At 72.5% G+C, this 22,991-nt stretch carries 18 protein-coding genes and 1 pseudogene; 9 read left to right on the top strand and 10 right to left on the bottom strand.

Going from position 1 to position 22,991, the window contains the following annotated elements; translation table 11 throughout:
- Positions 1–218 precede the first annotated feature (218 nt).
- The 3 genes and pseudogenes from ACFU97_RS33770 to ACFU97_RS33760 all read left to right on the top strand — a co-directional run bounded on the left by ACFU97_RS33770 (position 219) and on the right by ACFU97_RS33760 (position 4,276).
- Positions 219–962 carry a hypothetical protein gene (locus ACFU97_RS33770; RefSeq protein ID WP_384264297.1) on the top strand — a complete coding sequence of 248 codons (744 nt, stop codon included), beginning with the start codon at positions 219–221 and terminating at the stop codon, positions 960–962.
- A 2-nt stretch (positions 963–964) separates the two neighbouring features.
- A pseudogene (locus ACFU97_RS33765) lies at positions 965–3,115 on the top strand (bifunctional polysaccharide deacetylase/glycosyltransferase family 2 protein); the annotation flags it as partial.
- An 18-nt stretch (positions 3,116–3,133) separates the two neighbouring features.
- Complete coding sequence (locus tag ACFU97_RS33760; protein ID WP_384264359.1) at positions 3,134–4,276, top strand: acyltransferase; 1,143 nt, start codon at positions 3,134–3,136, stop codon at positions 4,274–4,276.
- A gap of 36 nt (positions 4,277–4,312) precedes the next feature.
- Here the strand turns inward: ACFU97_RS33760 and ACFU97_RS33755 are convergent, their stop codons facing one another.
- The gene (locus ACFU97_RS33755) at positions 4,313–4,570 is read right to left on the bottom strand and encodes a DUF1876 domain-containing protein (protein ID WP_384264296.1); all 258 of its coding nucleotides are present in this window, start codon (positions 4,568–4,570) and stop codon (positions 4,313–4,315) included.
- 463 nt (positions 4,571–5,033) lie between these two features.
- Between ACFU97_RS33755 and ACFU97_RS33750 the strand changes: the two genes are divergently transcribed.
- From ACFU97_RS33750 to ACFU97_RS33735, 4 genes are all read left to right on the top strand, one after another.
- The gene (locus ACFU97_RS33750) at positions 5,034–6,020 is read left to right on the top strand and encodes a CapA family protein (RefSeq protein ID WP_384264294.1); all 987 of its coding nucleotides are present in this window, start codon (positions 5,034–5,036) and stop codon (positions 6,018–6,020) included.
- 67 nt (positions 6,021–6,087) lie between these two features.
- Positions 6,088–6,723, top strand: coding sequence for a dihydrofolate reductase family protein (locus ACFU97_RS33745; RefSeq protein WP_384264292.1), 636 nt, complete (start codon positions 6,088–6,090; stop codon positions 6,721–6,723).
- 122 nt (positions 6,724–6,845) lie between these two features.
- Positions 6,846–9,728 carry an ATP-binding protein gene (locus ACFU97_RS33740; protein ID WP_384264291.1) on the top strand — a complete coding sequence of 961 codons (2,883 nt, stop codon included), beginning with the start codon at positions 6,846–6,848 and terminating at the stop codon, positions 9,726–9,728.
- A 43-nt stretch (positions 9,729–9,771) separates the two neighbouring features.
- On the top strand, positions 9,772–10,269 hold the full coding sequence (locus ACFU97_RS33735) for a hypothetical protein (RefSeq protein ID WP_384264290.1): 498 nt from the start codon (positions 9,772–9,774) through the stop codon (positions 10,267–10,269).
- A gap of 7 nt (positions 10,270–10,276) precedes the next feature.
- Here ACFU97_RS33735 and ACFU97_RS33730 read toward each other — a convergent pair whose 3' ends face one another.
- The gene (locus ACFU97_RS33730) at positions 10,277–11,371 is read right to left on the bottom strand and encodes an ornithine cyclodeaminase family protein (protein WP_384264288.1); all 1,095 of its coding nucleotides are present in this window, start codon (positions 11,369–11,371) and stop codon (positions 10,277–10,279) included.
- Between the two features lie 38 nt (positions 11,372–11,409).
- Positions 11,410–12,174 carry a class II aldolase/adducin family protein gene (locus ACFU97_RS33725; protein WP_384264287.1) on the bottom strand — a complete coding sequence of 255 codons (765 nt, stop codon included), beginning with the start codon at positions 12,172–12,174 and terminating at the stop codon, positions 11,410–11,412.
- Between the two features lie 117 nt (positions 12,175–12,291).
- On the opposite strand from ACFU97_RS33725, the gene ACFU97_RS33720 reads away from it, so the two are divergent.
- Together ACFU97_RS33720 and ACFU97_RS33715 are read left to right on the top strand one after the other, a co-directional pair.
- Positions 12,292–13,080 carry a FadR/GntR family transcriptional regulator gene (locus tag ACFU97_RS33720; protein ID WP_384264286.1) on the top strand — a complete coding sequence of 263 codons (789 nt, stop codon included), beginning with the start codon at positions 12,292–12,294 and terminating at the stop codon, positions 13,078–13,080.
- A 140-nt stretch (positions 13,081–13,220) separates the two neighbouring features.
- Positions 13,221–14,231, top strand: a complete 1,011-nt coding sequence (locus tag ACFU97_RS33715) for a cupin domain-containing protein (protein WP_384264285.1) — start codon at positions 13,221–13,223, stop codon at positions 14,229–14,231.
- A gap of 65 nt (positions 14,232–14,296) precedes the next feature.
- On the opposite strand, the gene ACFU97_RS33710 is transcribed toward ACFU97_RS33715, so the two are convergent.
- The 7 genes from ACFU97_RS33710 to ACFU97_RS33680 are packed head-to-tail and all read right to left on the bottom strand — an operon-like array spanning position 14,297 to position 22,759.
- A complete protein-coding gene (locus ACFU97_RS33710) occupies positions 14,297–15,184 on the bottom strand; it encodes an AAA family ATPase (RefSeq protein ID WP_384264284.1) in 888 nt (295 codons plus the stop codon).
- A gap of 16 nt (positions 15,185–15,200) precedes the next feature.
- Positions 15,201–16,268 (bottom strand): cupin domain-containing protein, encoded by a 1,068-nt coding sequence (locus ACFU97_RS33705; RefSeq protein ID WP_384264282.1) that lies wholly within the window; start codon positions 16,266–16,268, stop codon positions 15,201–15,203.
- Positions 16,269–16,314: 46 nt separating this feature from the next.
- Entirely contained in the window at positions 16,315–17,544 is a 1,230-nt protein-coding gene (locus ACFU97_RS33700) for an MFS transporter (protein WP_384264281.1), read from the bottom strand.
- A 3-nt stretch (positions 17,545–17,547) separates the two neighbouring features.
- Complete coding sequence (locus tag ACFU97_RS33695) at positions 17,548–18,684, bottom strand: ABC transporter ATP-binding protein (protein ID WP_384264280.1); 1,137 nt, start codon at positions 18,682–18,684, stop codon at positions 17,548–17,550.
- Between the two features lie 18 nt (positions 18,685–18,702).
- Positions 18,703–20,496: an ABC transporter permease gene (locus ACFU97_RS33690; protein WP_384264279.1), complete on the bottom strand. Its 1,794-nt coding sequence runs from the start codon at positions 20,494–20,496 to the stop codon at positions 18,703–18,705.
- Positions 20,497–20,502: 6 nt separating this feature from the next.
- Complete coding sequence (locus ACFU97_RS33685) at positions 20,503–21,612, bottom strand: ABC transporter substrate-binding protein (protein WP_384264277.1); 1,110 nt, start codon at positions 21,610–21,612, stop codon at positions 20,503–20,505.
- A 40-nt stretch (positions 21,613–21,652) separates the two neighbouring features.
- Positions 21,653–22,759 carry an ABC transporter substrate-binding protein gene (locus ACFU97_RS33680; protein WP_384264276.1) on the bottom strand — a complete coding sequence of 369 codons (1,107 nt, stop codon included), beginning with the start codon at positions 22,757–22,759 and terminating at the stop codon, positions 21,653–21,655.
- Positions 22,760–22,991 lie beyond the last annotated feature (232 nt).

Raw genomic sequence — 22,991 nt, 5'->3', positions numbered from 1 at the left:
GCCGGCCGGTCCATCCCGGTGAAGCGGCGGGTCGCCTTGTCGAAGATGACGGACGCCATGGCCTACCCCTCCCCGAATACGTCTCCTGCTCCCAGGCTGGAACGGCCCGCGCGCCGCCGGGAGGACCCGGTCGACCCGCATTGAGTGCCGCTCAGCCCCTTGGGGTTTCCCGCATCCCGGTGGAAGCTGAAAGGGACAAAGGGCGCGAAGGGGGCGTCATGCTTCGACCGCATGTGCAGCTGCCCCGGCCCGGGCATCCGGGCGGTGGAGAGGCGAACACCGACACGGTGCGCTTGATCCCACCGGAGGCGGCACCTCCCGCCGGGGGAGAGGCGGGACACGATCCCGTCTTCGTCGACACCAGCGGGCGCCGCGGCCTGCGCATGCGGCGCCTCGCCTACACGGCCGGCGCGCTGTGCGCCGCGTACACCGGCGTGCTGGTGCTCAGCTTCCTGGGCGCGACGCCGTTCGCCCCGCGGACCGTGCTGCCCGTGCCGGGCCTGCCCTCCGAGAAGCCCGGCAGCGTGCAGCAGCCGCCGGACCCGCTGCCCGGCACGGTCGTCGTGCCCGAGTCCGGCGGCGCGTCCCTGTCGCCGTCCGGCATCCCGCGGCCGTCCGGCTCGCCGACCGCCTCCGCCACCCGCGGCGCGGACCCCACCGCCCCCACACAGGGCTCCGGCGCACCGAGCGGCCCCACGGGCGCCACCACACCGCCCACCTCCCCGCCCGCCTCGCCCGGCACCGGCCCGGCTTCCCCCGGAACCAGCCCGCCGGCCTCCGTCAGCCCGTCCGGCGCCGGCACCACGCCGCCGGCCACACCCTCCGAGGCCGTGTCGAGCCCGGGAGCCGCCACCTCGGGCGGCGCCCCGAGCGCGCCGAACGGCGCGCCGAGCAGCGGTGAGGCGGCACCCGGCGCCGGAGTGCCGTCCTCAGCCGGCACCACCGCCCCGCCGGGGACCTGATCATGTCCGCCGAGCCGTCGAGGCGCTCCACGAGACCCCGGCGCACCCGCCGTGGTGCCGCCTCGCGGCCGCGGATCGTCTCCCTGCTCGTCGTCCTCGCGATGATCGCGGGCCTTCTGCTGCTGCACGGCTACACGCACGGGGAATTCGCCGACGACCACCGCGTCCACCCGCCCGTGTCGGCCGCGCACGTGCCGCAGGCGGTGCTGGACGGCGGCCCGGTGATCGACACCACCGGGCCCCGGCCGCGCAGCCACCGCATCCCCGACCGCACCGTCGCCCTGACCTTCGACGACGGCCCCGACCCGACCTGGACCCCGCGGATCCTCGACGTGCTCGACCGCTACGACGTCCAGGGCACCTTCTTCGTCATCGGAGCGGCGGCCGCCCGGCACCCCGGTCTCCTGCGGCGGACCGTGGAGGCGGGGCACGAGATCGGCGTGCACACCTTCACCCATCCCGACCTCGCGTACCAGTCGGACTACCGGGTGGACCGCGAACTGGCCCAGGCCCAGCTGGCCCTGGCCGGAGCGGCGGGCATCCACAGTTCGCTGGTACGCCCGCCCTACTCGTCCCACGCCGCGGACCTGGACGACCTGTCCTGGCCGGTGGTCCGACGGCTCGGGCAGAAGGGGTACATCACCGCGCTCGTCGACGTCGACACCGAGGACTGGAAGCGCCCCGACGCGGACGCCATCGCGGCACACGTCACCGGGAAGCTGGCCGGGCACGGTGCCGTGGTGCTGCTGCACGACGCCGGCGGCGACCGCTCCCGCACCGTGCGCGCCCTGAACATCCTGATCCCCCAACTCCGCTCCCAGGGCTACCGGTTCACCACGGTCACCGACGCGCTCGGTGCCCCCAGCGCCCACCACCCGGTCTCCGGGAGCGAGTTGTGGAGCGGCCGGGTCTTCGTGGCGGCGGTGACCGTCGGCGACCGGCTGGTGCCCGCCCTGGCCGTGCTGACGGCCGCCGTGGGCGCACTCATGCTGCTGCGCTTCGCGGCCATGCTGGTGCTCGCCCACCGCCACGCCCGACGGCGCCGGGACCGGGACTTCTCCTGGGGACCGGAGGTCACCGAACCCGTCAGCGTGGTCATCCCCGCCTACAACGAGGCCAAGTGCATCGCCCAGACCGTGCTCTCCGTGGTCAAGAGCGAGCATCCGGTCGAGACCGTCGTGGTCGACGACGGCTCCACCGACGGCACGGCCGAGGTCGTACGGTCGCTCGCGCTGCCCGGCGTCACCGTCCTGAGCCAGCCCAACCGCGGCAAGGCGGCCGCCCTCAACAACGGCGTGGCGCACGCCTCGCACCCGCTCGTGGTGACCATGGACGGCGACACCGTCTTCGAACCGGACACCGTGCACCACCTGGTGCAGCCCTTCGGCGACCGGCGCGTCGGCGCGGTGGCGGGCAACACCAAGGTCGGCAACCGCGGCCGCCTGCTCGGTACCTGGCAGCACCTCGAGTACGTCATGGGTCTCAACCTCGACCGCCGCATGTACGACGTCCTCGGCTGCATCCCCACCGTGCCCGGAGCCGTCGGCGCCTACCGCCGCAGCGCCCTGCGGCACGTGGGCGGGCTGAGCGACGACACCCTCGCCGAGGACACCGACCTCACCATGGCCCTGCACCGGGCGGGCTGGCAGGTGGTCTACGAGGAGCGTGCCCGCGCCTGGACCGAGGCACCGGCCACCGTCGGGCAGCTGTGGCGGCAGCGCTACCGCTGGAGCTACGGCACGCTCCAGGCGATGTGGAAGCACCGCCACGCCGTCGTCGAGCGCGGCCACGGCGGGCACTTCGGCCGCTACGGCCTGGCCCTGGTGGTCGTGTTCACCGTCCTCACCCCGCTGCTGGCCCCGCTCATCGACCTGTTCCTGCTGTACGGGCTGCTCTTCCAGGACCCGGTGCGCACGGCGCTCGCCTGGAGCGCGCTGATCGCCGTACAACTGCTGTGCGCCTCCTACGCGTTGCGGCTGGACGGCGAGAGGCAGCGCGCACTGTGGGCGCTGCCGATGCAGCAGCTCTTCTACCGCCAGCTCCTGTACACGGTGCTGCTCCAGTCGTGCACCACCGCGCTCACGGGCGCCCGGCTGCGCTGGCACAAGCTGCGCCGGACCGGGCGGGTCACGGCGCCGGAGGCACCGGCACCGCTGCCCGCTCCGGCGCCGGTGCAGGTGCAGGTGGCCGAGCGGCCCGCCGCGACGCCGCCCGCCAGCAGCGGCCGCAACCTCTATCTGGACTTCCTGCGCGCCGTCGCCCTCGTCCGGGTGGTGACGTACCACGCCTTCAACTGGGCCTGGCTCACCCTCGTCTTCCCCGCCATGGGCGTGATGTTCGCGCTGGCCGGCTCGCTGATGGCCCGCTCGCTCGACCGCGGAGACCGCTCGGCCGCCGCGGTGGTGCGCGCCCGGCTGCGCCGTCTGCTGCCCCCGGTCTGGCTGTTCGGCCTGGTCGTCGTGACCGCGATGCTGCTCACGGGCTGGCGCCCGGACGACGGCGGCGGTTCGAAGGCGGCCGCGTGGGCGCGTATGCTGCTGTGGATCGTGCCGGTCGGCGAGCCGCCGTTCGCTCCCACCGACTGGGCCTGGCAGATCGTGGCGCCGCTCTGGTACATCCGCGCCTACCTGCTGTTCGTCATCCTCTCGCCGCTGCTGCTGCGCGCGTTCCGCCGCGCGCCGTGGGCGGCGGTGGCGTCCTTCCTCGCCCTGGCCGCGCTGGCGCAGAGCGAGCTGCTGCCGCTGCCGGAGCGCGTGGCCGAGCCGTTCACCGACCTCGTCACCTTCGGAGCCTGCTGGCTGCTGGGATTCGCCCACCAGGACGGCCTCGTACGGCGGCTGCCGGTGGCCCGCGTGGTGGCGGTGGCCGCGGCCCTCCTGGCCCTGGGCGGAGGCTTCGCCCTGACCCACCAGACCGAGGAGGGGTACGACCTCGGCGCGATCCCGTTCGGCCAGGCGCTGTGGTCCTTCGGCTTCGTCCTTGTGCTGCTGCGGTTCGGGCCGCGCACGGACGGCTGGGTGCGGCGCCACCGGCCGGTGCACGCGGGGGTGGTCCTGCTCAACGCCCGTGCGGTCACGGTCTATCTGTGGCACGAGGTCGCGCTGGTGCTCGCCGTGGTGCTCATCGACCAGATGTGGCGGGTGCCCGCTCTGGAGAACTTCCTGCCCCTGGGCGCGACCTGGTTCCTGTATCTCGCGGCCTGGCCGCTGATCGGCCTGGCGGTCGTCCTGGTGGGCTGGTGCGAGGACAAGGCGGCCCGGCGCCCGGTGCGCCTGTGGCCGGGGCCGGGCCGCAAGCCCGCTGCCGTCGCGTGACGGCCGGTTCCGGAGTCTCCGCCGCAACCGGGCGCGTCACCGCTCGAGCGGGCCGGCCAGCTGGACGATGTCGTCGGCGGCGACGTCGTGCAGCCGGATGGCCAGATCCTCCAGGGCACGGCTGGCGGCGAGTTCGTCACCGATCTCCGGGATGGGGCGGTCGATCGGGTTGCGCCGGGCCACTCCCCGGCCGGTGACCGTCGATGTGTCCCGCGTGGTCAGCACGGCACGCGCGCGCGTCCCGTCCTCGTTCTCGGTGAGATAGATCTGCACGGTCCACTGCTTGGCTTCCATCGTGATCACTTCCGCGGAGAGCGGGAAGCGGGGCGGCTTCCCTACTCCTCAGCGTCTGCCGGTCGCCGGGGACCGTACAGGGGCGAACGGCCCATCCGAACGGTACGGCGTCCGCGCCGGCCCGCCCGGCCTGCGTGCGAGCCGCCGCCGCACGGCAGTTGGGCCGGTCGGTCCTCGCCGTCGAGCCGCTCGGCCCCTGCTGGCCGGCCGCCTGCGGTGCGAGGGTGAGGAATGAGCCCGTGAGGCGCGGGCGACGGGTGCCTTCCCTCGAAGGCCCCGTCGTCGTCCGCCCGGACCGGTCAGGGTGGCGGCCTGAGCGGAGCGAAGGCGCCTCACGGGCGGACGGCGGCCCCTCGGCCCTCCCGGCCACGCGCCGGCGAGGGGCGCCGCCGAGGCAGGCGGACCACCGCGGACCGGTGTTCCGGGCCCCGTGGTCCGGCAGCGCACGAGGAGGCGGAAGGCCATGGCCGTCACGATCGCCCTCGCCGGGGACACCATGCTGGGCCGTGGCGTCGCGGAGGCGCTCGGCGGCCGAAGGCCACACCCCCTGTTCACGCCGGCCGTCCACAAGGCCGTAGCGGCGGCCGATCTGTTCCTGCTGAACCTCGAATGCTGCGTATCGGACCGGGGCGAGCCCGTCGACCTGCCCGGCAAGGCGTTCTTCTTCCGGGCCCCGCCCCGCGCCGCCGACGTGCTGGCCGATCTAGGCGTCGGCGCGGTCTTCCTGGCCAACAACCACGCCCTCGACTACGACCCGGACGCCCTCCTCGACACCGTCGGCCACCTGGCCCGGGCCGGCATCCGCAGCGTGGGCGCCGGTGCCTCCGCCGCGGCGGCCCGCGCCCCGCTCCTCGTGGACGCGGGCGGGCTGCGCATCGGGATCCTGGCGGTGACGGACCACCCGGCCGAGTATGCCGCGGGCGACGACCGGCCGGGCGTGGCGTTCGCCGACCTCCGGAAGGAGCAGGCGCCCCGGTGGCTCACGGACGCGATCCGCGCCCTGTCCGGGCAGACCGACCTCGTCCTGGTCAGCGTGCACTGGGGCCCGAACATGACGACCCGGCCCGTGCCCCACGTCCGGCGCGCCGCCGCCGAGCTCACGGCCGCCGGAGCCGACCTCGTCGTCGGGCACTCCGCGCACCTCTTCCACGGCTTCACCCGCCACGTCCTGTTCGACCTCGGTGACTTCGTCGACGACTACGCCGTCCACCCGGCCCTGCGCAACGATCTGGGCCTGCTCTGGCGGGTCACCCTGGACCGCTCCGGCGCCCGCGAGACCGAGGCGGTGCCCATCGCCCTGGACTGCTGCCACACCCGCATCGCCGACCGGGCCGAGCACGCCTGGACCGCCGGCCGGCTCACCCGCGCCTGCGCCGAACTCGGCACGCGCGTCTCCGGTGAGAACGACCGGCTGGCCGTCCGGTGGCCCCGCCGGGCGGCCGGGCGATGAGATTCGTGCCCCGGCGCGGTCGTAACGGGAAAGACCGCCAGGGAAACCAGGGACAAGGGACGAATCGATGAAGCTGACCACCATGACCCAGGTCACCGTCGACGGAGTGATGCAGGGAAACGGGCACGCGACCGAGGAGGAGATCAAGAACGGATTCGAGCGCGGCGGATGGGCCATGGGGGTGTTCGACGACGAGACGTTCAGATTCATCAGCCAGACCTACGAACGCGCCGACGCGTTCCTGTTCGGCCGTCGAACGTACGACATCTTCGCCTCCTACTGGGGCGAGAAGGAGCGGGCGCGCGCCGCAGCGGCGGACCCCGGCGGCAACCAGATCGCGGCCGCCCTGAACGCCAGGCCCAAGTACCTCGCGTCGACCACGGTCACCGACCCCCAATGGGCCGGCACGACCGTCCTCTCCGGCGACCTCGCGACGGCCGTGCGCGAGCTGAAGGCCCGGCCCGGTGGCGAGCTGCAGGTGCACGGCAGCGGTGCGCTGGTCCGCGCGCTCCTCGCCCACGGCCTGGTCGACGAGATGACCCTGCTCGTCGTCCCCGTGGTCCTCGGCCAGGGCGCGCGGCTGTTCCCCGCCGACGGCCCCGACATCGCGCTCGAACTGGTCGACCTGCGGGCCGACTCCAGAGGCGTGGCGATCCAGGTCTACCGCCCGGCCGGACGCCCGACGTACGCGCCGGCCGGGTAGTTCCCGGCAGTAATGCTCAGTCCAGGTCGCGCGACCCGCCGGAGGCGTACGCTGAGGTGCCTGGAGGTCACGGTGCGCGCTCGCTCCCCGCGCGGGTGCACCACCGTGGCAGGGGGTACGCCATGGGGCAGCGCATCATGCGGACCAGCCGCACCATCTTCGAACGAGAAAGCGAACTCGCCGCTGTCGACGAGGCGTTGGGAGAGCTCACCGGCCTGCTCAGGGACGGCGCCGAACCGTCCGACCGGCCTCGCGGTGCCCTCCTCGCCTTCGCGGGGCGCGCGGGCATCGGCAAGACCACCCTCCTGGCCGAGGTCCGCCGCCGCGCCGCCGCCATGGGCTGCACGGTGCTGTCGGCACGCGGCGGCGACCAGGAGCAGCGCGTCGCCTTCCACGTCGCCCGCCAGCTGCTGCAGCCGCAGCTCGCCGGCACCGGCGAGAGCGATCTGCGCACCTCGCTGGGGAGTTGGTACGACATCGTCGGCCCGGCCCTCGGCCTGTGCGCCCCGACCGCGGGCGCCCCGCCGGACCAGCAGGGCCTGCGCGACGGCCTCGACTGGGTGCTGACCCATCTCGCCGTGCTGCGCGCCCCGATGGTCCTCGTCCTCGACGACGCCCACTGGGCCGACCCCGAATCCCTGGGCTGGCTGGCCGGGTTCGCGCCCCGGGCCGAGCAACTCCCGCTGCTGGTCGTCGTCGCGTACCGGCCCGACGAACTGCCGGACCACGCCGAGGCGTTCAGGGGCCTGCCAGGGCGCGCCGGCGGCCGCCCCATCGGACTGGAGCCGCTGAGCGCCCCGGCCGTCGCCCGTCTCGTCCGCGAGGCCGTCGGTGAGTACGCCGACGACGCGTTCTGCCGCGAGTGCTGGGCCGTCACCGGCGGAAACCCCTTCGAGACGGTCGAGTTGATCGCCAAGGTGCGCGACCGCGGTGTCACCCCGACCGAGCCCGGCGCGCACCTGCTGCGCGACCTCGCCGCCGCGGTCAAGGGCAGCGGCCTGGTCACCCGCCTCGAACGCCTCGGCACCTCCACCGTGCGCTTCGCCTGGGCCTGCGCGGTGCTCGGCACCGAGATCCATCCGCAGCTCGCCGCCGCCGTCGCCGGACTCGGACACGAGGAGGCCGCCGACGCGGCCGACGCCCTGCGCGGCGCCCGCATCCTCACCGGTGTCGACACCCTCGAGTTCGTCCACCCGCTGATCGCCACCGCCGTCTACCGGGCCATCCAGCCCGGCATCCGCGTCGCCCTGCACGGCCAGGCCGCCTGGTGCCTGATCAACGACGGCCAGGGGCCGTCCGCCGCCGCCCGCCACCTGCTGGAGACACACCCTGACGGTGACGCCTGGGTCGTCCAGCAGCTGCGCGCCGCCGCCGGGGAGACCCTGCGGGCCGGCGCCCCCGACGCCGCGCGCAGCTATCTCGCCCGGGCCCTGCGCGAACCCCCGCCCTTCGAGGACCGCGCCGCCGTCCTCTACGAGCTGGGCTCCGCCTCCCTGCTCACCGAGCCCGCGACCACCGTGAACCATCTGCGGGCCGCGCTGGAGGAGCCGATCGCCGACGCCGCCCTGCGCCACAACATCGTCTACCGGCTCTCCCAGGTGCTGGCCCACAGCGACCGCCTCGCGGAGGCCTCGGACACCCTCGCCCGCGAGATCCGCGTCACCGAGGACGCCCGGGTCAAGCTGCGGATGGTCGCCGAGCAGTTCATGTGGGACGCGTTCCGTGCCGACGAGCCCGACCACCCCTCGCGCTCGCGGCGGCTGACCAAGCTCGCCGACCGTCTCAAGGGCCGCGACCTCACCGAGCGCTACATCATCGGCCTGCGCACCTGGGACGCCGTGCTGCGCGGCGAGCCCTCCCACGTCGCCCTGCACCACGCCGAACGCGCCCTGGCCGGCGGCCTCGGCTGGGCCGAGGCCGACCGCGGCTTCGAGGTGCCCGTGCTGGTCGCGCTCGCCTTCATGTACGCCGACCGGCCGGGCCGTACGGAGGAACTCTTCGCCTCCGGCATCGCCGACTTCGAGCAGCAGGGCTGGCGCGGCGCCCATCTGTCCTTCGCGTACACGCTCCTCGGTTACCTCCGCTACCGCCGCGGCCGGCTCGCCGAGGCGGAGGACTTCGTCCAGGCCGGGCTGCGGCTCGCCGAACGCGTCGGGCCCGGCACACCCGCCCACTGGTACGCGGTCGGCGTCCTGATCGAGGTGCTGCTGGCCCGCGGCCGGGTCGCCGAGGCCGCGCGGACCGGCGAGCGCCACTCCTTCTGCGCGCCCTACCCGGCCGCCGTCGTCTTCCCCGACGTGCAGACCGTGCACGGCGAGCTGCTGCTCGCCCGCGGCCTGGTGAAGGAGGCGGCGGAGGAGCTGGCCGCGGCCGGCCGCAGGCTGGAACCGCGCGGCATCCGCAACCCCGCCTGGTGCCCCTGGCAGCTCCATCTGGCCCGCGCCGAGGCCCTGGAGACACCGGAGCGGGCCGTCGACACCGCCCTCGAAGCGCTCGCGCGCGCACGCCAGTTCGGCGCCCCCTCCGCCGTCGGGCAGGCGCTGCGCACCGCCGCCGAGGTCTCCTCGGGATCGGCCCGGATCAAGTACCTGGAGGAGGCCGTCGGGCACCTGGAACGCTCCCCGGCCGCCTACGAGCTGGCCTGCGCCCTGATCGCCCTGGGCACCGAGCTGCGCCGTACGGGCCGGCCCCGGGACGCCGCCGAACACCTCTACCGCGGCCTGGACGCGGCCGTGCAGTGCGGCGCCGACGGCCTGGTCGAGACGGCCCGCGACGAACTGGCCGCGGCGGGCCTGCGCCCCCGCCGCCTGCACAGCACGGAGACGGACACCCTGACCAGCCGCGAGCGGTCGGCCGCCAACCTGGCGGCCCGGGGCCGCACCGAGGCCGAGATCGCCCGGGAGCTCCAGGTGGACGAGGCGGCGGCCGTACGGCTGCTCTCGGCGGTCTACCGGAAGATGGGCACGGACAGCACCGGCCTGGCCGTGGCGCTGAAACCTGGCTGACCTCGGCCGCACCACCGCCCCCGGTCCGATTACCATGGGCGACATGTCGTTCCTCCGCCGCCGCAGCGCGACTCCCGCCGGCCCAGACTTCGACGTACTGGCCATGGACCCGGGCGACTGGCCCGGCAACCTCGGTGCCGGCCTGCTGCCCGCGCCCGACGGCAGTTGCCAGGGCGTCTTCCTGCGCTACGACCTCTTCGGCGGCCGCGGCCCCGCGATGATCATCGGCAATCTGCCGGAGGGCTCCCCGGCCCGCGACGTCGCCGAGGGCGAGATCCCCTTCGAGGTGGGCCAGCTGCTGCTCGCGCTGGAGAACGAGGAGGAGGTCGGCGTCGTCGGTGTCGACGACATGCCGGTGATGCAGGGCGACAACCTCATGATCGTGCGCCGCCTCAAGCTCTCCGAGAGCCGGATCTCGTGCGTGCAGTTCGACCGCAGCGACAACGTCCTGGTGACCATCGCCGCCTGGGACCGCCCCATCACGGACGACCTGTACGCGCTGCTGAAGCCGCTGCCGGCGGAGTTGTTCCAGCAGGGCTGACCCCCGCTCAGTCGCGGATGTCCTGCAGCAGCCACTCGCGCGGGATCTCGTGCCCGAGGCCGCGCTCCCGGGCCCGTTCGTAGACGACCGCCGCGACGGCGTGGAACTGGGCGCCCTGGATGTTGCCGCGCTCGGAGAACGTCACCTGCCGCTCGTCGTCGCGGGCCCGGTCGCGGCCCGCGAGGACGGCCTCCAGTCCGACCCGGCGGGCGTGGCCGGGCGCGGGCCTCGGCCCCCGCTCGTGGTGGTGGCCCCAGACCGGGTCGCCGGGCGCGGCCCGGTAGCTGACGTACTCGTCGTCCGTCGCCCAGCCGGGCGTGGACACGGGCACACCGGCGCTGCCCAGCCGCAGCCAGACGTCGAAGCGCTCCCGGGCCCGGGCGTCGGGATGCCCGCCGATGCAGGTGACATGGGTGCCGGGGGACAGGTGGCGGCCGAGGACCACGTCCCCGACGGCGTCGGTGCAGCCGGCCACGATGTCCGCGCCCCGGTGGGCCAGTTCGGGCTCGTCCACCGCCACCACGTCCAGGCCGTGCAGCTCGCGCATCTCGGCGGCGAAGCGCTCGCGGTGGGCGCGGGTGGGGCTGTGTACCTGCACGCGGGCGAGCGGACGCACCGTCAGGAAGGCCTCGACGTGGCTGCGGGCCATGCCGCCCGAGCCGAGCAGCCCCAGCACCCGGGCGTCCTCACGGGCCCCGAAGCGCACGCCGATCGCCGAGTCGGCGCCGACCCGCAGATGCTGGAGCAGTCCGTCGTTGAGCAGGGCGAGGGGCTCGCCGGTGCGGGCGTCGAGCAGCAGCACCAGACCGCAGAACAGCCCGGGCCGTACACAGTACTTCTCCTGGGTGCGCAGGCCCGGCGGGCCCGTCTCGGTGAGCACGTCGGACTTCATGCGCAGGGCGACGTAGCCGCTGCGGGCCGAGCCGCCCTCCATGGTTCCCCACCGGTACACGCGGGTGTCGTCCACCGGCAGGTTGAGGTCGATGCGGGGCCGGCACACGCCCGTGCCGTCGGCCAGGTCGCGGTAGGACTCCTCCAGCGCCCGCACCACGTCGGGCATGGTGAGGACCGAGGCCGTGACCTTGTTGTCGAGGACGAGCATGATCCTCCGCTCGGTCGGAAGCCGGGGGGCGTGGTGGGTCAGCCGTGCAGGGGGGTGTCCGGCCCTTCGTGCGCGACTCGGGCGGCGAGATGGCGCCACATGGCCGACACGTTGAACGCGGGTCCCAGATCGGGCAGTTCGGCGATGTCCTCGGCGGGGACGGGACGCAGGGGCGCGCCGGTCGCGGCGACCGCGAGGGTGGTGCGGGCCAGCGAGTCCACGGCGAGGGCCCGGGTGACGGCCTCAGCGACCGCGTGGGCCGGGTCCCCGGTGCCGACGGCGACCAGGCCGTGCCCGCGCAGCACGGCGACGGGACGGTCGCCGAGCGCGGCCACCATCTCCTCGGCCAGGTCGCGGCGGCGGATCAGCGCCGAGCGGGGCCACACGGGGATGCCGTCGTGGGCCAGCCGGGCGGCCGGGATGTCGTAGGAGCCGACGAGAGGGATCCAGGGCAGTTCGGCGACGGAGGCGGCGACCACGGCGGGCGGATGCGCGTGGACCACGGCCGTGACCTCCGGGCGGGCCCGCAACACCTCGCTGTGGATGGGCAGTTCGCCCGGCACCCGCCAGCCCTGCGGCACGTCGCCCTCGCCCTCGAGGTTCACCTCGTGCACGTCCTGCACGACGGTGAAGGCGAGTCCGCGCTCGTCGGGCCCGCGTCCGCGCACGAGCAATGACTCGGGACCGGTGCGCGCGCTGACGTGGCCGAGGATGTGCTCGACCAGGCCGGTGACGGCGAGCGCGCGGCACGCCAGAGCGATGCGTTCGCGCAGGGCTTCGCGGGAGTCCTCCGGGGATCTCATGGCCGATTCGATCTCCTCACCTGGATTCACCCGGCAGGCTATTGGACTGTTGGTATGACTTTAAGCCATTGCGTAGACTGAGGTCAACGAACCCTCTGACCATGGGACAATGCGCGCATGCCATCGCGACCGAGCCAGCCTCAACGCGCTGGGACCGACGAGACGTCCACCGCCAAGAAGGCCGTCCAGCCGGACGGCCTGTTCAAGGCGGTCTCCTCCAGTCGGGTCTCCCAGCTGATCGTCGAGCAGATCCGGCTGCTGCTGAAGGAGGAGCGCCTGCAACCGGGCGACCGGCTCCCCAGTGAACGTGAACTGTGCGTGCAGTTCGGCGTCAGCCGCGTGACCGTGCGCGAGGCCCTGCGCAGTCTGGAGGCCAGCGGACTGGTCGAGATCCGGGTCGGTGCGCGCGGCGGCGCGTTCGTGACGGCGCCGTCGTCGCAGCGCGTGGGCGAGGGGCTCGCCGATCTGCTCTCCCTGTCGCCGCTGACCGCGACCGAGGTGACCGAGGCGCGGCTCGTGTTCGAGCTCGGCATCGTGCCCCTCGTCGTCGAGCGCGCGACCGACGAGGACATCGCCGGGCTGCGCGCGCTGTGCGACGAGCACGCCGAGGCGGTCAAGCAGGGTGTCTACGACATGGAGATGTCCGCCGACTTCCACACCCGGGTCGCGGCCTGCACGCACAACACCGCGATCGAGATGCTCGTCCAGTCCTTCCACGGCCCGCTGCTGATGAGCCTGCGCGAGGCGCAGAGCGTCGAGCCGCAGATGGGGCTGCACGGCTCCAAGGAGCACCGCAAGTTCGTCGACGCCGTGGCCGCGCGTGACGCCGAGACCGCCTCGGAGATCATGCGGACGCACATCCGGCGCACCGCGTCGCGGGTGAAGGGCGGCGGCGCCGGCAAGTGAGCCGGATCCGAGTGATCCACAACTGATCGAGTCCCGGGTCGGGTTGGGCCCGGGACTCTTTTGTGTCCCGCCCGAAGGCATTATGGTTAGACCATCAGTCATCCACGCGTATCCATTCTCAGTGATCCATCGGAGGCACCATGGGTAAGAAGGGACGCGTCTTCGTCCGCGGCCTGACCTCGGAGACCTACGGCCTGGGGGAGTTCCGCCGCCAACAGCTGGCCGTCAAGCGGGTGCGCGACGACTCGGTGGTCGTCGACGACGCGAAGGTGGCGCACTCGGGCGACAGCGAGAAGTCCCGGACGTGGTGGCGGGTCGGCCCGGGAGACGAGGAGTTCCTCACCCAGACGATCCAGGTCCACTTCGTCGAACTGCCCCCGCAGTCCAGCAACCACGGGCACGGCCACCAGAACGAGGCGGCCTTCTACATCCTCCAGGGCCGCGGCTACGAGATCCACGACGACCAGCGCTACGACTGGACCAAGGACGACCTCGTCTTCGTCCACACCGACTCCGTGCACCGCCACTTCAACCCCTACGACGAGACCGCGACCGCCCTGGTGGTGAAGGCCAAGAGCACCTGGATGTTCATGGGCCTCCTGCAGCAGGGGCGCAGCGGACCGGTCGAGCGCGAGGTGGAGTTCGGGCCGCGCGAGGACTGGTCGCGGATCTGGACGCCCGGCGTCCTGGACCGCAAGAAGGTCATCGGAGTCGGCGACACCACCTGGGAGGACACCCCGCTCGGCCGCGTCCGCGTGATGTCCTCGCCCGAGCGCACCGACGCGCGCATCTTCTCCATCGACGCCTTCGAGCTCGACATCCCGGCCGGCAGCCGCTCCGGCAAGTACTGGAAGATGGCCGACGAGGTCTTCTACGTCCTCGACGGCGGCGGCTACGCGCTGCAGTGGGAGGTCGAGGCGGAGATCGCCGAGAAGTACTACGCGCGGATCGCCAAGGAGCCCACCCGGCACGAGATCACCAAGGGCGACACCCTGTACGTGCCGCAGAACCACGTCTGCCAGCTCTTCGCCTACGACGGCACGCCCCTGAGGGTGCTCTCGGCGCAGAACCGCGTCTTCAAGCACCTCGGCTACGACACGGTGCACTTCATGGAGGACGCGCCCGAGTACGAGGCCGCGCAGAACGCCTGACCGGCCGACGACTTCGGCCCCACACCCTTCGGGGAGGGTGTGGGGCCGAAGCGTTTCCCGCTCGCTCACCCGCGTTCCGCGGCGGCCTCCTCGGCGGCGGCGACGAGGTCGTCCGCAGCCAGCAGCGCCGGCTCGCGCGCCGTCTCCAGGCGCAGGGCGAGCGCCCCGTGCACGGTCTTGCGGATACGGCGCCCGTCCAGACCGTGCAGCAGCTTGCCCACCCGCTGGTGCACGGCCGAGTCCTCGGCGAGGACGGCCAGTTCGGGCCACTGCGCCGCCAGACCGCGCAGCGAGTCGGCGACGATCCGCGGGACCACCGACTCGTCGGGCAGCCGAGTGCGGACGACGAGGTCGGCCCGGGAGAGGAACGCGTCGTCGACGGCCTCGGCGAAGTTCGTCGTCACCACGAGCAGCGTGCCGGGACGCCGGCCCCGCAGCGCGTCGAGGCCGCTGAGCACCGCGTCCGTCGCCCGGTGCACATCCACCGGGTTGGTGTCGAACGACGCCGAGTGCCGCCGTACGGCGAGCGCCTCGACCTCGTCGACCAGCACGATCGTGTGCGGACGGCGGGCGGCCAGTTCGGGCAGGGTCTCCCGGAACAGCCGGGAGACCGAGCGCTGGCTCTCGCCGAGCATCTCGCTGGGGAAGGCGTGCGGGTCGACCTCGACGAGCGTGGTCGCCCCGTGCGGGGCCAGCGTGCGGGCCGCCGCCTGCGCGAGCCCCTGGGCCAGCGTGGTCTTGCCGGTGCCGGGCGGCCCCGCCAGCACCACCAGGCCGTGCGGGGCCACGGCCGAGCCGGCGAGCCGCCGCCCGTGCCGCAGCACGAGCACGGCGGTCGCCAACAGCCGTTCCTTCAGCCGGTCTTCGACGATCACGGAGTCCCACGGCCCGTCGTGGTGGTCGGCGGGCAGCGCGTGGATCCCGGCGACGCCGTGCGGCAGTGTCTCGCTCACCGCTCCCGGCCCCCGCTCACGGCCACGTGGGGCGCGTCAGCGCCGGCCACTGGATCGTCGTCGGGTCCCCGGCCTGCGCGTCGCGGATGTGGTCCGGCGGCTCCTCGAACAGCACCAGCGGATCGCACAGCGCCCGCATCGTCTCCAGCAGGCTGTCGAACATGTGGATGCGGACGACCTTGGCCGTCTGCTCCGGATGGGAGTTGATGTGCTGGTGCCACAGGAAGTGGTCGACGACGATGATGTCGCCCTTCTTCCACGGGTGCTTCTCGCCGCCCTCCGGCTCGGTGCCCAGGTAGCTCTCGCCGGAGCCCTCGACCACGTACAACCAGGCCTCGCCCGGATGCCGGTGCATCGACTGCGCGCGGCCCGGGCCGATCTCGAACATCGCCATGGTGATGCCGGACGCCTGATAGCCGATGGCGCGGTCGAGCAGGAAGGTGGTCCTGGTGCCGCGCGGGGTGTTGCGCAGTTCGAGCTCGTCCCAGCTGGTGTGCAGCCGGCCCGAGCGGCGGGCCTCCTGGTCCCGCGCGAGCCGGCGCAGCCGGTTGGCGTACGGGTCGGCGCCGTCCCGGCCGGGGGAGAAGGCGGGACGCGGCGGCAGCTCGGCGACGGGGGTGTGCCCGGCGTCCTCGATCACGGCCATGCCCATCGTCTCCAGCAGCGGCCCGCTGGAGAAGGTGAGGTAACGCGTCGTCGTGTCACCGTCGTTGCCGCTGCGGTGCCAGGACCAGGCGGGCAGGTGCAGCGAGTCGCCGGGCCCCCAGTCGACGCGCTGGCCGTCGATCTCGGTCCAGCCCCAGCCGGCCACGACGAACACCATCGCGTCCCAGGAGTGCCGGTGCAGCGTGGTCGTCGTGCCCGGGCCGATCTCGTGTGCCAGGGCGTCCATGGTGCGGGTCGGCCGGTCGCCGTCGGCGCCGACGTACACGCCCACGCGGCTGCCCCGCTCGGTCGGGTGCATCACGACGTCCTCGAGGGCGGCGATCGTGCGGTGGGTCTTGCGCCACTCCTCGATGAAGGCGGCCCGGCGGCGTTTCTGGACGTGGTAGTGGGTGACTTCGGTGGTGGTGTGCGTACTCAACAGGTCTCCCAACAGGCTGAGTGGAGCGGGGGAGTTCGGTGGTCGTTCAGGAGGTGGCGGGCTCCGGCCGGGGCACGCTGTACTGCCGGACGGTGCGGCTGCGTACCGCGCTCGCCCCGGAGACGGCCGCAGGCACCAGGCCGCCCATGGTCAGTGCCACGATCGGGCCGACGGCGCCCGCGAACAGGCCCATCACCGAGTCGCCGATCGCGGGACCGCCCCGCGAGCACATCTGGTAGATCGCCGAGACCCGGCCGCGCAGTCCGTCCGGCGTCTCGACCTGCACGGCGGCGTGGCGGACGGTGGTCGCGACCGCGTCCGCGGCGCCCAGGAGCAGGGCCATGACGATCGCCGCGGCGAACACACGCGCCTGCGCCAGGCCCACAACGGCCAGGCCGTACGCGGCCGTTCCCCACAGCACGATCCGCCCGGCGCGTGCCGTGCGGATCAGCCGGAAGACCCAGACCGAGCCGATCAGGGCCCCGGCCGAGGGCGCCGCCGACAGCAGGCCGTAGCCGGTGGCGCCCACGTGCAGGACGTCCGCGGCGAAGGCCGGCAGCAGCACGCGGTAGGCGCCGAACACGGTGGCCGTCATGTCCAGGCCCATCAACTGCCAGACCACGGGCCGCCGGGCGACGTAGCGCACGCCCTCCCGCAGGCTCTCCAGCAGGGACCGCCGTTCGGCGTCGGCGGCCAGCGGCGGTACGCGCAGGACGGCCAGGACGACGACGAGGGCGGCGTAGGTGACGGCGTCGAAGACGTAGACCGCGCCCGGCCCGCCGGCCGCGATCAGGACGCCGGCGAACGCGGGGCCGACCAGGACGGCCAGTTCACGAGAGGGGTTGAGGAGGGCGAACGCGTCGACGAGGCGTTCGCGCGGGACCATCGCCGGGATCAGGGCCTGCCGGGCGGGCTGGTCGAAGGTCGCCGCCGCCGTCGCGAGGAGCGAGGAGACGACGACCGTCCACACCGTGGCCGCGCGGGCGAGCGTGATCGCGGCCAGGCCCGCCGACACCAGCAGGGCGAGGCCCTGCGTGGCCTGGAGCAGACGGCGCCGGTCCAGGCGGTCGGCGTAGAACCCGCCGGCCGGTGACAGCACCAGCAGGGCGACCGCCTGGGCCAGGCCCACCAGGCCCACCTGGGCCGTGGAGCCGGTGAGTTGGTAGACCTGGTAGAGGTTGGCCGCGACGGCGCCCCGGGTCCCGATCTGGGACAGCACGACGCCGCCCCAGTAGAGCGTGAAGTCGCGATGGCGCAGTACCTGGGGTATCGGCATCGCTCAGTCGACCGGGACCAGCGTCACCTTGTCCGGGGCCACGCTGAAGTGGACCTCGGTCCCGGGCGGGATCGACAGGTTGGGGTTGGAGCGGTTGCGGATCTCCAGGTCGCCCACGCCGACGATGTGGTCGACGACGTCGCCCATGAAGGCACGGTTGCGGATGGTGCCCGACCACTCGTTGGGCACGTCGCCGCGCCGCTCGCGCGACAGGTCGACGCACTCGGGCCGGATCGAGATCAGCACCGTGTCGCCGATGCCGGGCACCCGCTCCACCCCGCGCGCCACCATCCGGCCGTGCGCGGTGTCGGCCTGCACCTCGTCGCCCTTGACCGAGACGACCTTGGCCTCCATGAAGTTGGAGGTGCCGATGAACTCGGCGACGAAGCGGGTGGCCGGCCTGGTGTAGATCTCGCGGGGCTTGCCGATCTGCTCGATCCGGCCCTGGTTCATCACCGCGATCCGGTTGGACATCACCAGCGCCTCGGACTGGTCGTGCGTGACGTAGATCGCCGTGAGGTTCAACTCGCGCTGCAGGCGCTTGAGTTCGAAGCGCATCGTCTCGCGCAGCTTGGCGTCCAGGTTGGACAGCGGCTCGTCCAGCAGCATCAGCTCGGGCCGGGTGACCAGGGCGCGGGCCAGGGCGAGCCGCTGCTGCTGGCCGCCGGAGAGCTTGGTGGCGGGCCGGGAGGCGTAGGCGCCGAGCTCGATCACGTCGAGGACCTGCCCGACCCGGGCCTCGATCTCCTTGCGGTCCGGGCGCTTGGCGCGGGGCAGCACGTCCAGCGGGAAGGAGACGTTCTTGAACACCGACATGTGCGGCCAGATGGCGTACGACTGGAAGACCATGCCGAGCCCGCGCCGGTTGGCCCGCATGTTGATGCCCTGCCGGTGGTCGTACAGGACCCTGCCGCCGAGCGTCACCCGCCCCTCGGTGGGGCGCTCCAGGCCCGCGACGGAGCGCAGGGTCGTGGTCTTGCCGCAGCCGGAGGGGCCGAGCAGCGTGAACAGCTCGCCGTCGTGGACCTCGAAGTCGACCCCGCCCACGGCGTACACCCGTGTGCCCGCCCCGGAACCGCGTTTCGACCTGCGTCCCGACGTGTCGTCGTAGCTCTTCTTGAGGGATTCGACCGTCAACATCGCTGAGGGTTCCTTCGGTTAGTTCGCGGAGTCGTTCTGCAGCCCGAAGCGGGCGCCCAGCCGGTAGGCGACGGAGACCAGCACGACGAGCAGGACGACCATCAGGACGCCCAGGGCGGCCAGCGTGGTGAACTGGCCGTTCTCGAACTGCTCCCAGATCAGCACCGACAGCACCTCCTTGCCGGGGCTGTAGAGCAGGATCGTGCTGGACAGCTCGCGGAAGGACACGACGAGGATGTAGACCCAGCCGGCCAGGATGCCGCCGCTCATCAGCGGCAGCACCACCCGCCGGAAGGTCTGGAACCAGGAGGCGCCCGACACCGCGGCCGACTCCTCCAGCTCCGGGGACATCTGCGCCATCGCGGACGACGAGTAGCGCATGCCGTAGGGCAGGTAGCGCGTGCAGTACGACACCAGCAGGATCAGCAGCGTGCCGTAGATCGGCAGCGGCATCCGCAGGTAGACGAACGACAGCGCGAGGCCCAGGACCAGGCCGGGGATGACGATGGGCGTGAAGGCGAGCAGGTCCAGGACCCGGCGGCCGGGCGCCTTGGTGCGCAGTACCACCCAGGACACGATCGACGTCAGGATCATCACCGCGGTCGCCGCGCCGAGGCCGACGATGAGCGAGTTCTTCAGCGCCGTGAACGCCAGCGGCATGTTGAGGACCGTGCGGTAGTTGGCCAGCGTCATCTGGCCGATGGTCTTGCTCGTCGGCGCCGCGTAGTACTTCAGCAGCGAGGCGTAGACGAGGACGGCGACCGGCAGGACGACGGTGAGCAGGAAGTAGAGGATCACTCCCGCGCCCACGAAGGGCCGGGCGCGGCCGAGTTCGACCGGGCGGGGCCGGAAGGCCTTGCCGGTCACCGTCTGGAAGTTGCGCGAGGAGCGCTGCAGCCACGCCGAGACCAGCACACCGGCCGCGGCGATGACGAGCAGGCCGATGGCGTACGCCCCGGCGGCCCCGTAGTCGACCGGGTAGGCCCGCAGGACGAAGTAGATGCGGCTGGTGAAGACGTAGATGCCGTTCTGCAGCCCGAGCAGGCCCGGGACCTCGAAGCTCTCCAGCGACTGCACGAACATCAGCAGTGCGGCGGAGATCATCGCCGGCCGCAGCAGCGGGACCGTGACCCGGCGCAGCACGGTCAGCCGGCTCGCCCCCGACATGGCGGCGGACTCCTCCAGCGAGGGGTCCATCGCGCGGAAGGCGGCGACCATGAGCAGGAACGCGACCGGCGCGAGATGCAGTCCCTGCACCCAGATCATGCCCCACACGCTGTAGATGTTGACCGGCGAGGAGCCGAACAGGGGCTTGAACACCAGGGCGTTGAGCAGTCCGCTCGACGGGTCGCCGAGGAAGATCCACGAGGTGGCGTACAGGATGCCGGGGACGATCAGCGGCACCAGGGACGCGGCGAAGAACAGCGCCTTGAACGGCGTGTCCGTGCGCACCTGGATGTACGCCAGCGCGGTGCCGAGGACGAGGGCCAGCGCGGCCGAGCCGACCGCGAACCACAGCGAGTTGAGCATCATCTCGCCGGACTGCGAGTTGCCGCCGTAGGCCCGGGAGAAGGCGCCGAAGGAGACGCCGGAGCCGTCGGCGCTCAGGAACGTGTCGTGGATGAGGTAGCCCAGCGGCACGACCGCGAGATAGCCGACGATGATCACGGCGCCGCCGACCAGCAGCCCCTGCAGGGACAGCGGGCGCTTCAGCAGCCGGACGAGCCTGCCGGGACGGGGGACTTCGGGTGGCTCCGGCGCCGGCGCGGGGCCGGGGCCGTCGTCACGTGAGGTGGTGGTCGCGAGGGTCATCGGCCGTCACTTCCCCACGGACGCGGCACCGCGCAGCAGCGCGTCGTACTTCTTGTCCCAGCTGCCGTCGTCCTTGCTCAGGCCCTTGACGTCGAACGGTACGAGCTTGATGCCGTTGAGGCTCTTGTCGCCGGGGACCTTCGTCGACGGGGTGAGGCCGAGCTTGACCAGCTCCTTCTGGCCGTCGGTGAGCAGCCAGTCGTAGAACAGCCAGGCGGCGGCCGGGTGATGGGCGTCCTTGATCATGCCGACGCCGTTGGGCCGGCCGAAGGCGGGGATCGAGGACGTGCCGCTCTTCGGCAGATGCGTCACGGGGGCGCCCTTCTCTGCGGCGCGGTCCGTGATGTACGTGTAGTTCATCGCCTCCATGGGCGTCTGGCCCGCGGTGAGGAACTGCATCATCGTCGTGTGGCCCTTGGCCACCTTGGAGTTGGCGACGATGTCCTTCCACAGCTTGTCGACCTCGGCCTGCGACTTGCCGTGGTCCAGCCAGTACTTGGTGACGTTCTCGTACCAGTCGCTGTCGCTGACCTCGAGGGTGATCTTGCCCTTGTACTTGGGCAGCGCCAGGTCCTCCCAACTGTGCGGCTCCTGGCCGGGCTTGATGAGGTCGGTGTTCCAGGCGGGCTGGAAGACGTTGAAGCGGCTCGCGGTCCAGTGCTTGAACTTGCCGGTGGGCTCGACCTTGTCCAGCGCGGAGCCGTTGAAGTCGGACAGGATGTTGTTGTCGGAGAGCGCCGTCATCTCCAGGAAGTTGGTCTCCACCACGTCGGCGCCGGCCTTGCCGGCCTGGGCCTCCTGCATGGCCCGCTGGAGCACCGTCTCGGAGTTGCCGCGGAAGACGCTGACGTGGATGCCATACTTCTTCTGGAAGGCATCGGCGACCGGCGTCGCGATGTCCGCGGTCATCGACGTGTAGAGGGAGAGCGTGCTGCCCTCCTTCTTGGCCAGCTCCTCGGCCTTGGCGCGCTGTTGGTCCTTGGGGAGGCCGGCTATCTGCGTGTAGACGCCGCTGGCCTTGGCGTTGGAGGCGGTGGTGACGGCACCGCCGCATCCGGTGGTGACGGCCGCGACCAGCAGCACGGCCACGGCGAGGGTGGTGTTACGGGTGCTCATGCGGTGCTCTCCTGGAGAGATGCGATCGGGGGAGTGCGGGTCAGCCCGCCGCGGGGACGCCGCGCAGCAGCGCGTCGTAGGCGGTGTTCCATTTCTTGGTGTCGGTCTCGGCGGTCTTCGAGAGGCTGTAGGTCTTGGTGCCGGCCGGGATCGGGTCCTTGTAGCCGGGCACCTGCTTGGCCGCGGGGATGCGCAGTGACTCGGCGATGACCTTCTGGCCGGCGCCGAGGACCCAGTCGGTCCACAGCAGCGCGGCCGCGGGGTGCCGGGCGCGGGCCATCAGGGCCACGCCGTTGGGGCGCAGGATCACCGGCTCCACGGCTGGGCGCCAGGCGACCGGCGCGCCCTTCTTCGCCGCCTTGTCGACGGTGTGGCTGTAGACCGAGAGGGCCACCGCGAACTGCCCGGCGCTGAGCAGTTCGCCCTGCACGGTGTGGCCCTTGACCACCTTCACGTTGGTGGCGATCTTCTTGAACAGGGCGTCCGCCTCGGCCTCGGACATGCCCTTCTCCTCGGTCAGGTACGTGTGCATCGACGCGTACCAGTCCCAGTCGCCGACCTCGACGGAGAGCCTGCCCTTCCACTTGGGGTCGGCGAAGTCCGCGAAGTCGGTGGGCTCCTCGCCCTTCTTGACCTGGTCGGTGTTCCAGCCGACGACGAAGGCGTTGAAGCGCTCGGCGGTCCAGCCGCCGAGGTTCTTCGCCGCGTCCTTCAGGTTCGCCTCGGCGGGTCCTTCGTAGGCGTGCAGCAGGTGCTGGGCGTCCAGGGCGCGCAGTTCGAGGTCGTTGGTGTCCATGACGTCGTTCTGCGGCTTGTCGGCGTCGTTCTCCTGGACCGCCCGCTGGAGCACCGTCTCCGAGTTGGCCCGGAAGGCGTGCACCTTGATGCCGGGGTAGGCCTTCTGGAACGCGTCGACGAGGTCCTGGATGTCGGTGTTGGAGGTGTAGAGGTCGAGCGTGCCGCCCTCGCTCTTCGCGTCGGCCAGCAGCTTGTCCGTGCGCCGGGTTCCGGTGAGCGACTCGTAGGGGGCGTAGGGGTTCTTCTCGGGAGCGGAGCCGGCCGCGTTCGTGGTGGTGGGGGAGCCACCGCAACCGGTGAGGACCAGACCCGCGGCCAGCAGGCCGGCGGGGAGAGCACCTTGACGCATCGCACACTCCTTGGACGAGGCGAACTGCTCGTGGTGCGGACGGAAGAGCACAGAGTGTGGGGGACCGGGGCCGGCCGACGGTGGGGCGGGGAAGTCGTCGGGCGGCCGGTGAACGCTTTGCGGATCACGTCCGACCGTGTCGGGGTTCCCTGCATGAAACAGCAGGATCGGTCTTATGGTCTAACCACCGGACCAGAGCTTTGCTTTATTGTTACGAGCCGGGGTCCGGCGG

The organism is Streptomyces sp. NPDC057616 (assembly GCF_042800575.1).
Taxonomy (GTDB): domain Bacteria; phylum Actinomycetota; class Actinomycetes; order Streptomycetales; family Streptomycetaceae; genus Streptomyces.
This window is presented reverse-complemented; position numbering and strand designations above follow the sequence as displayed.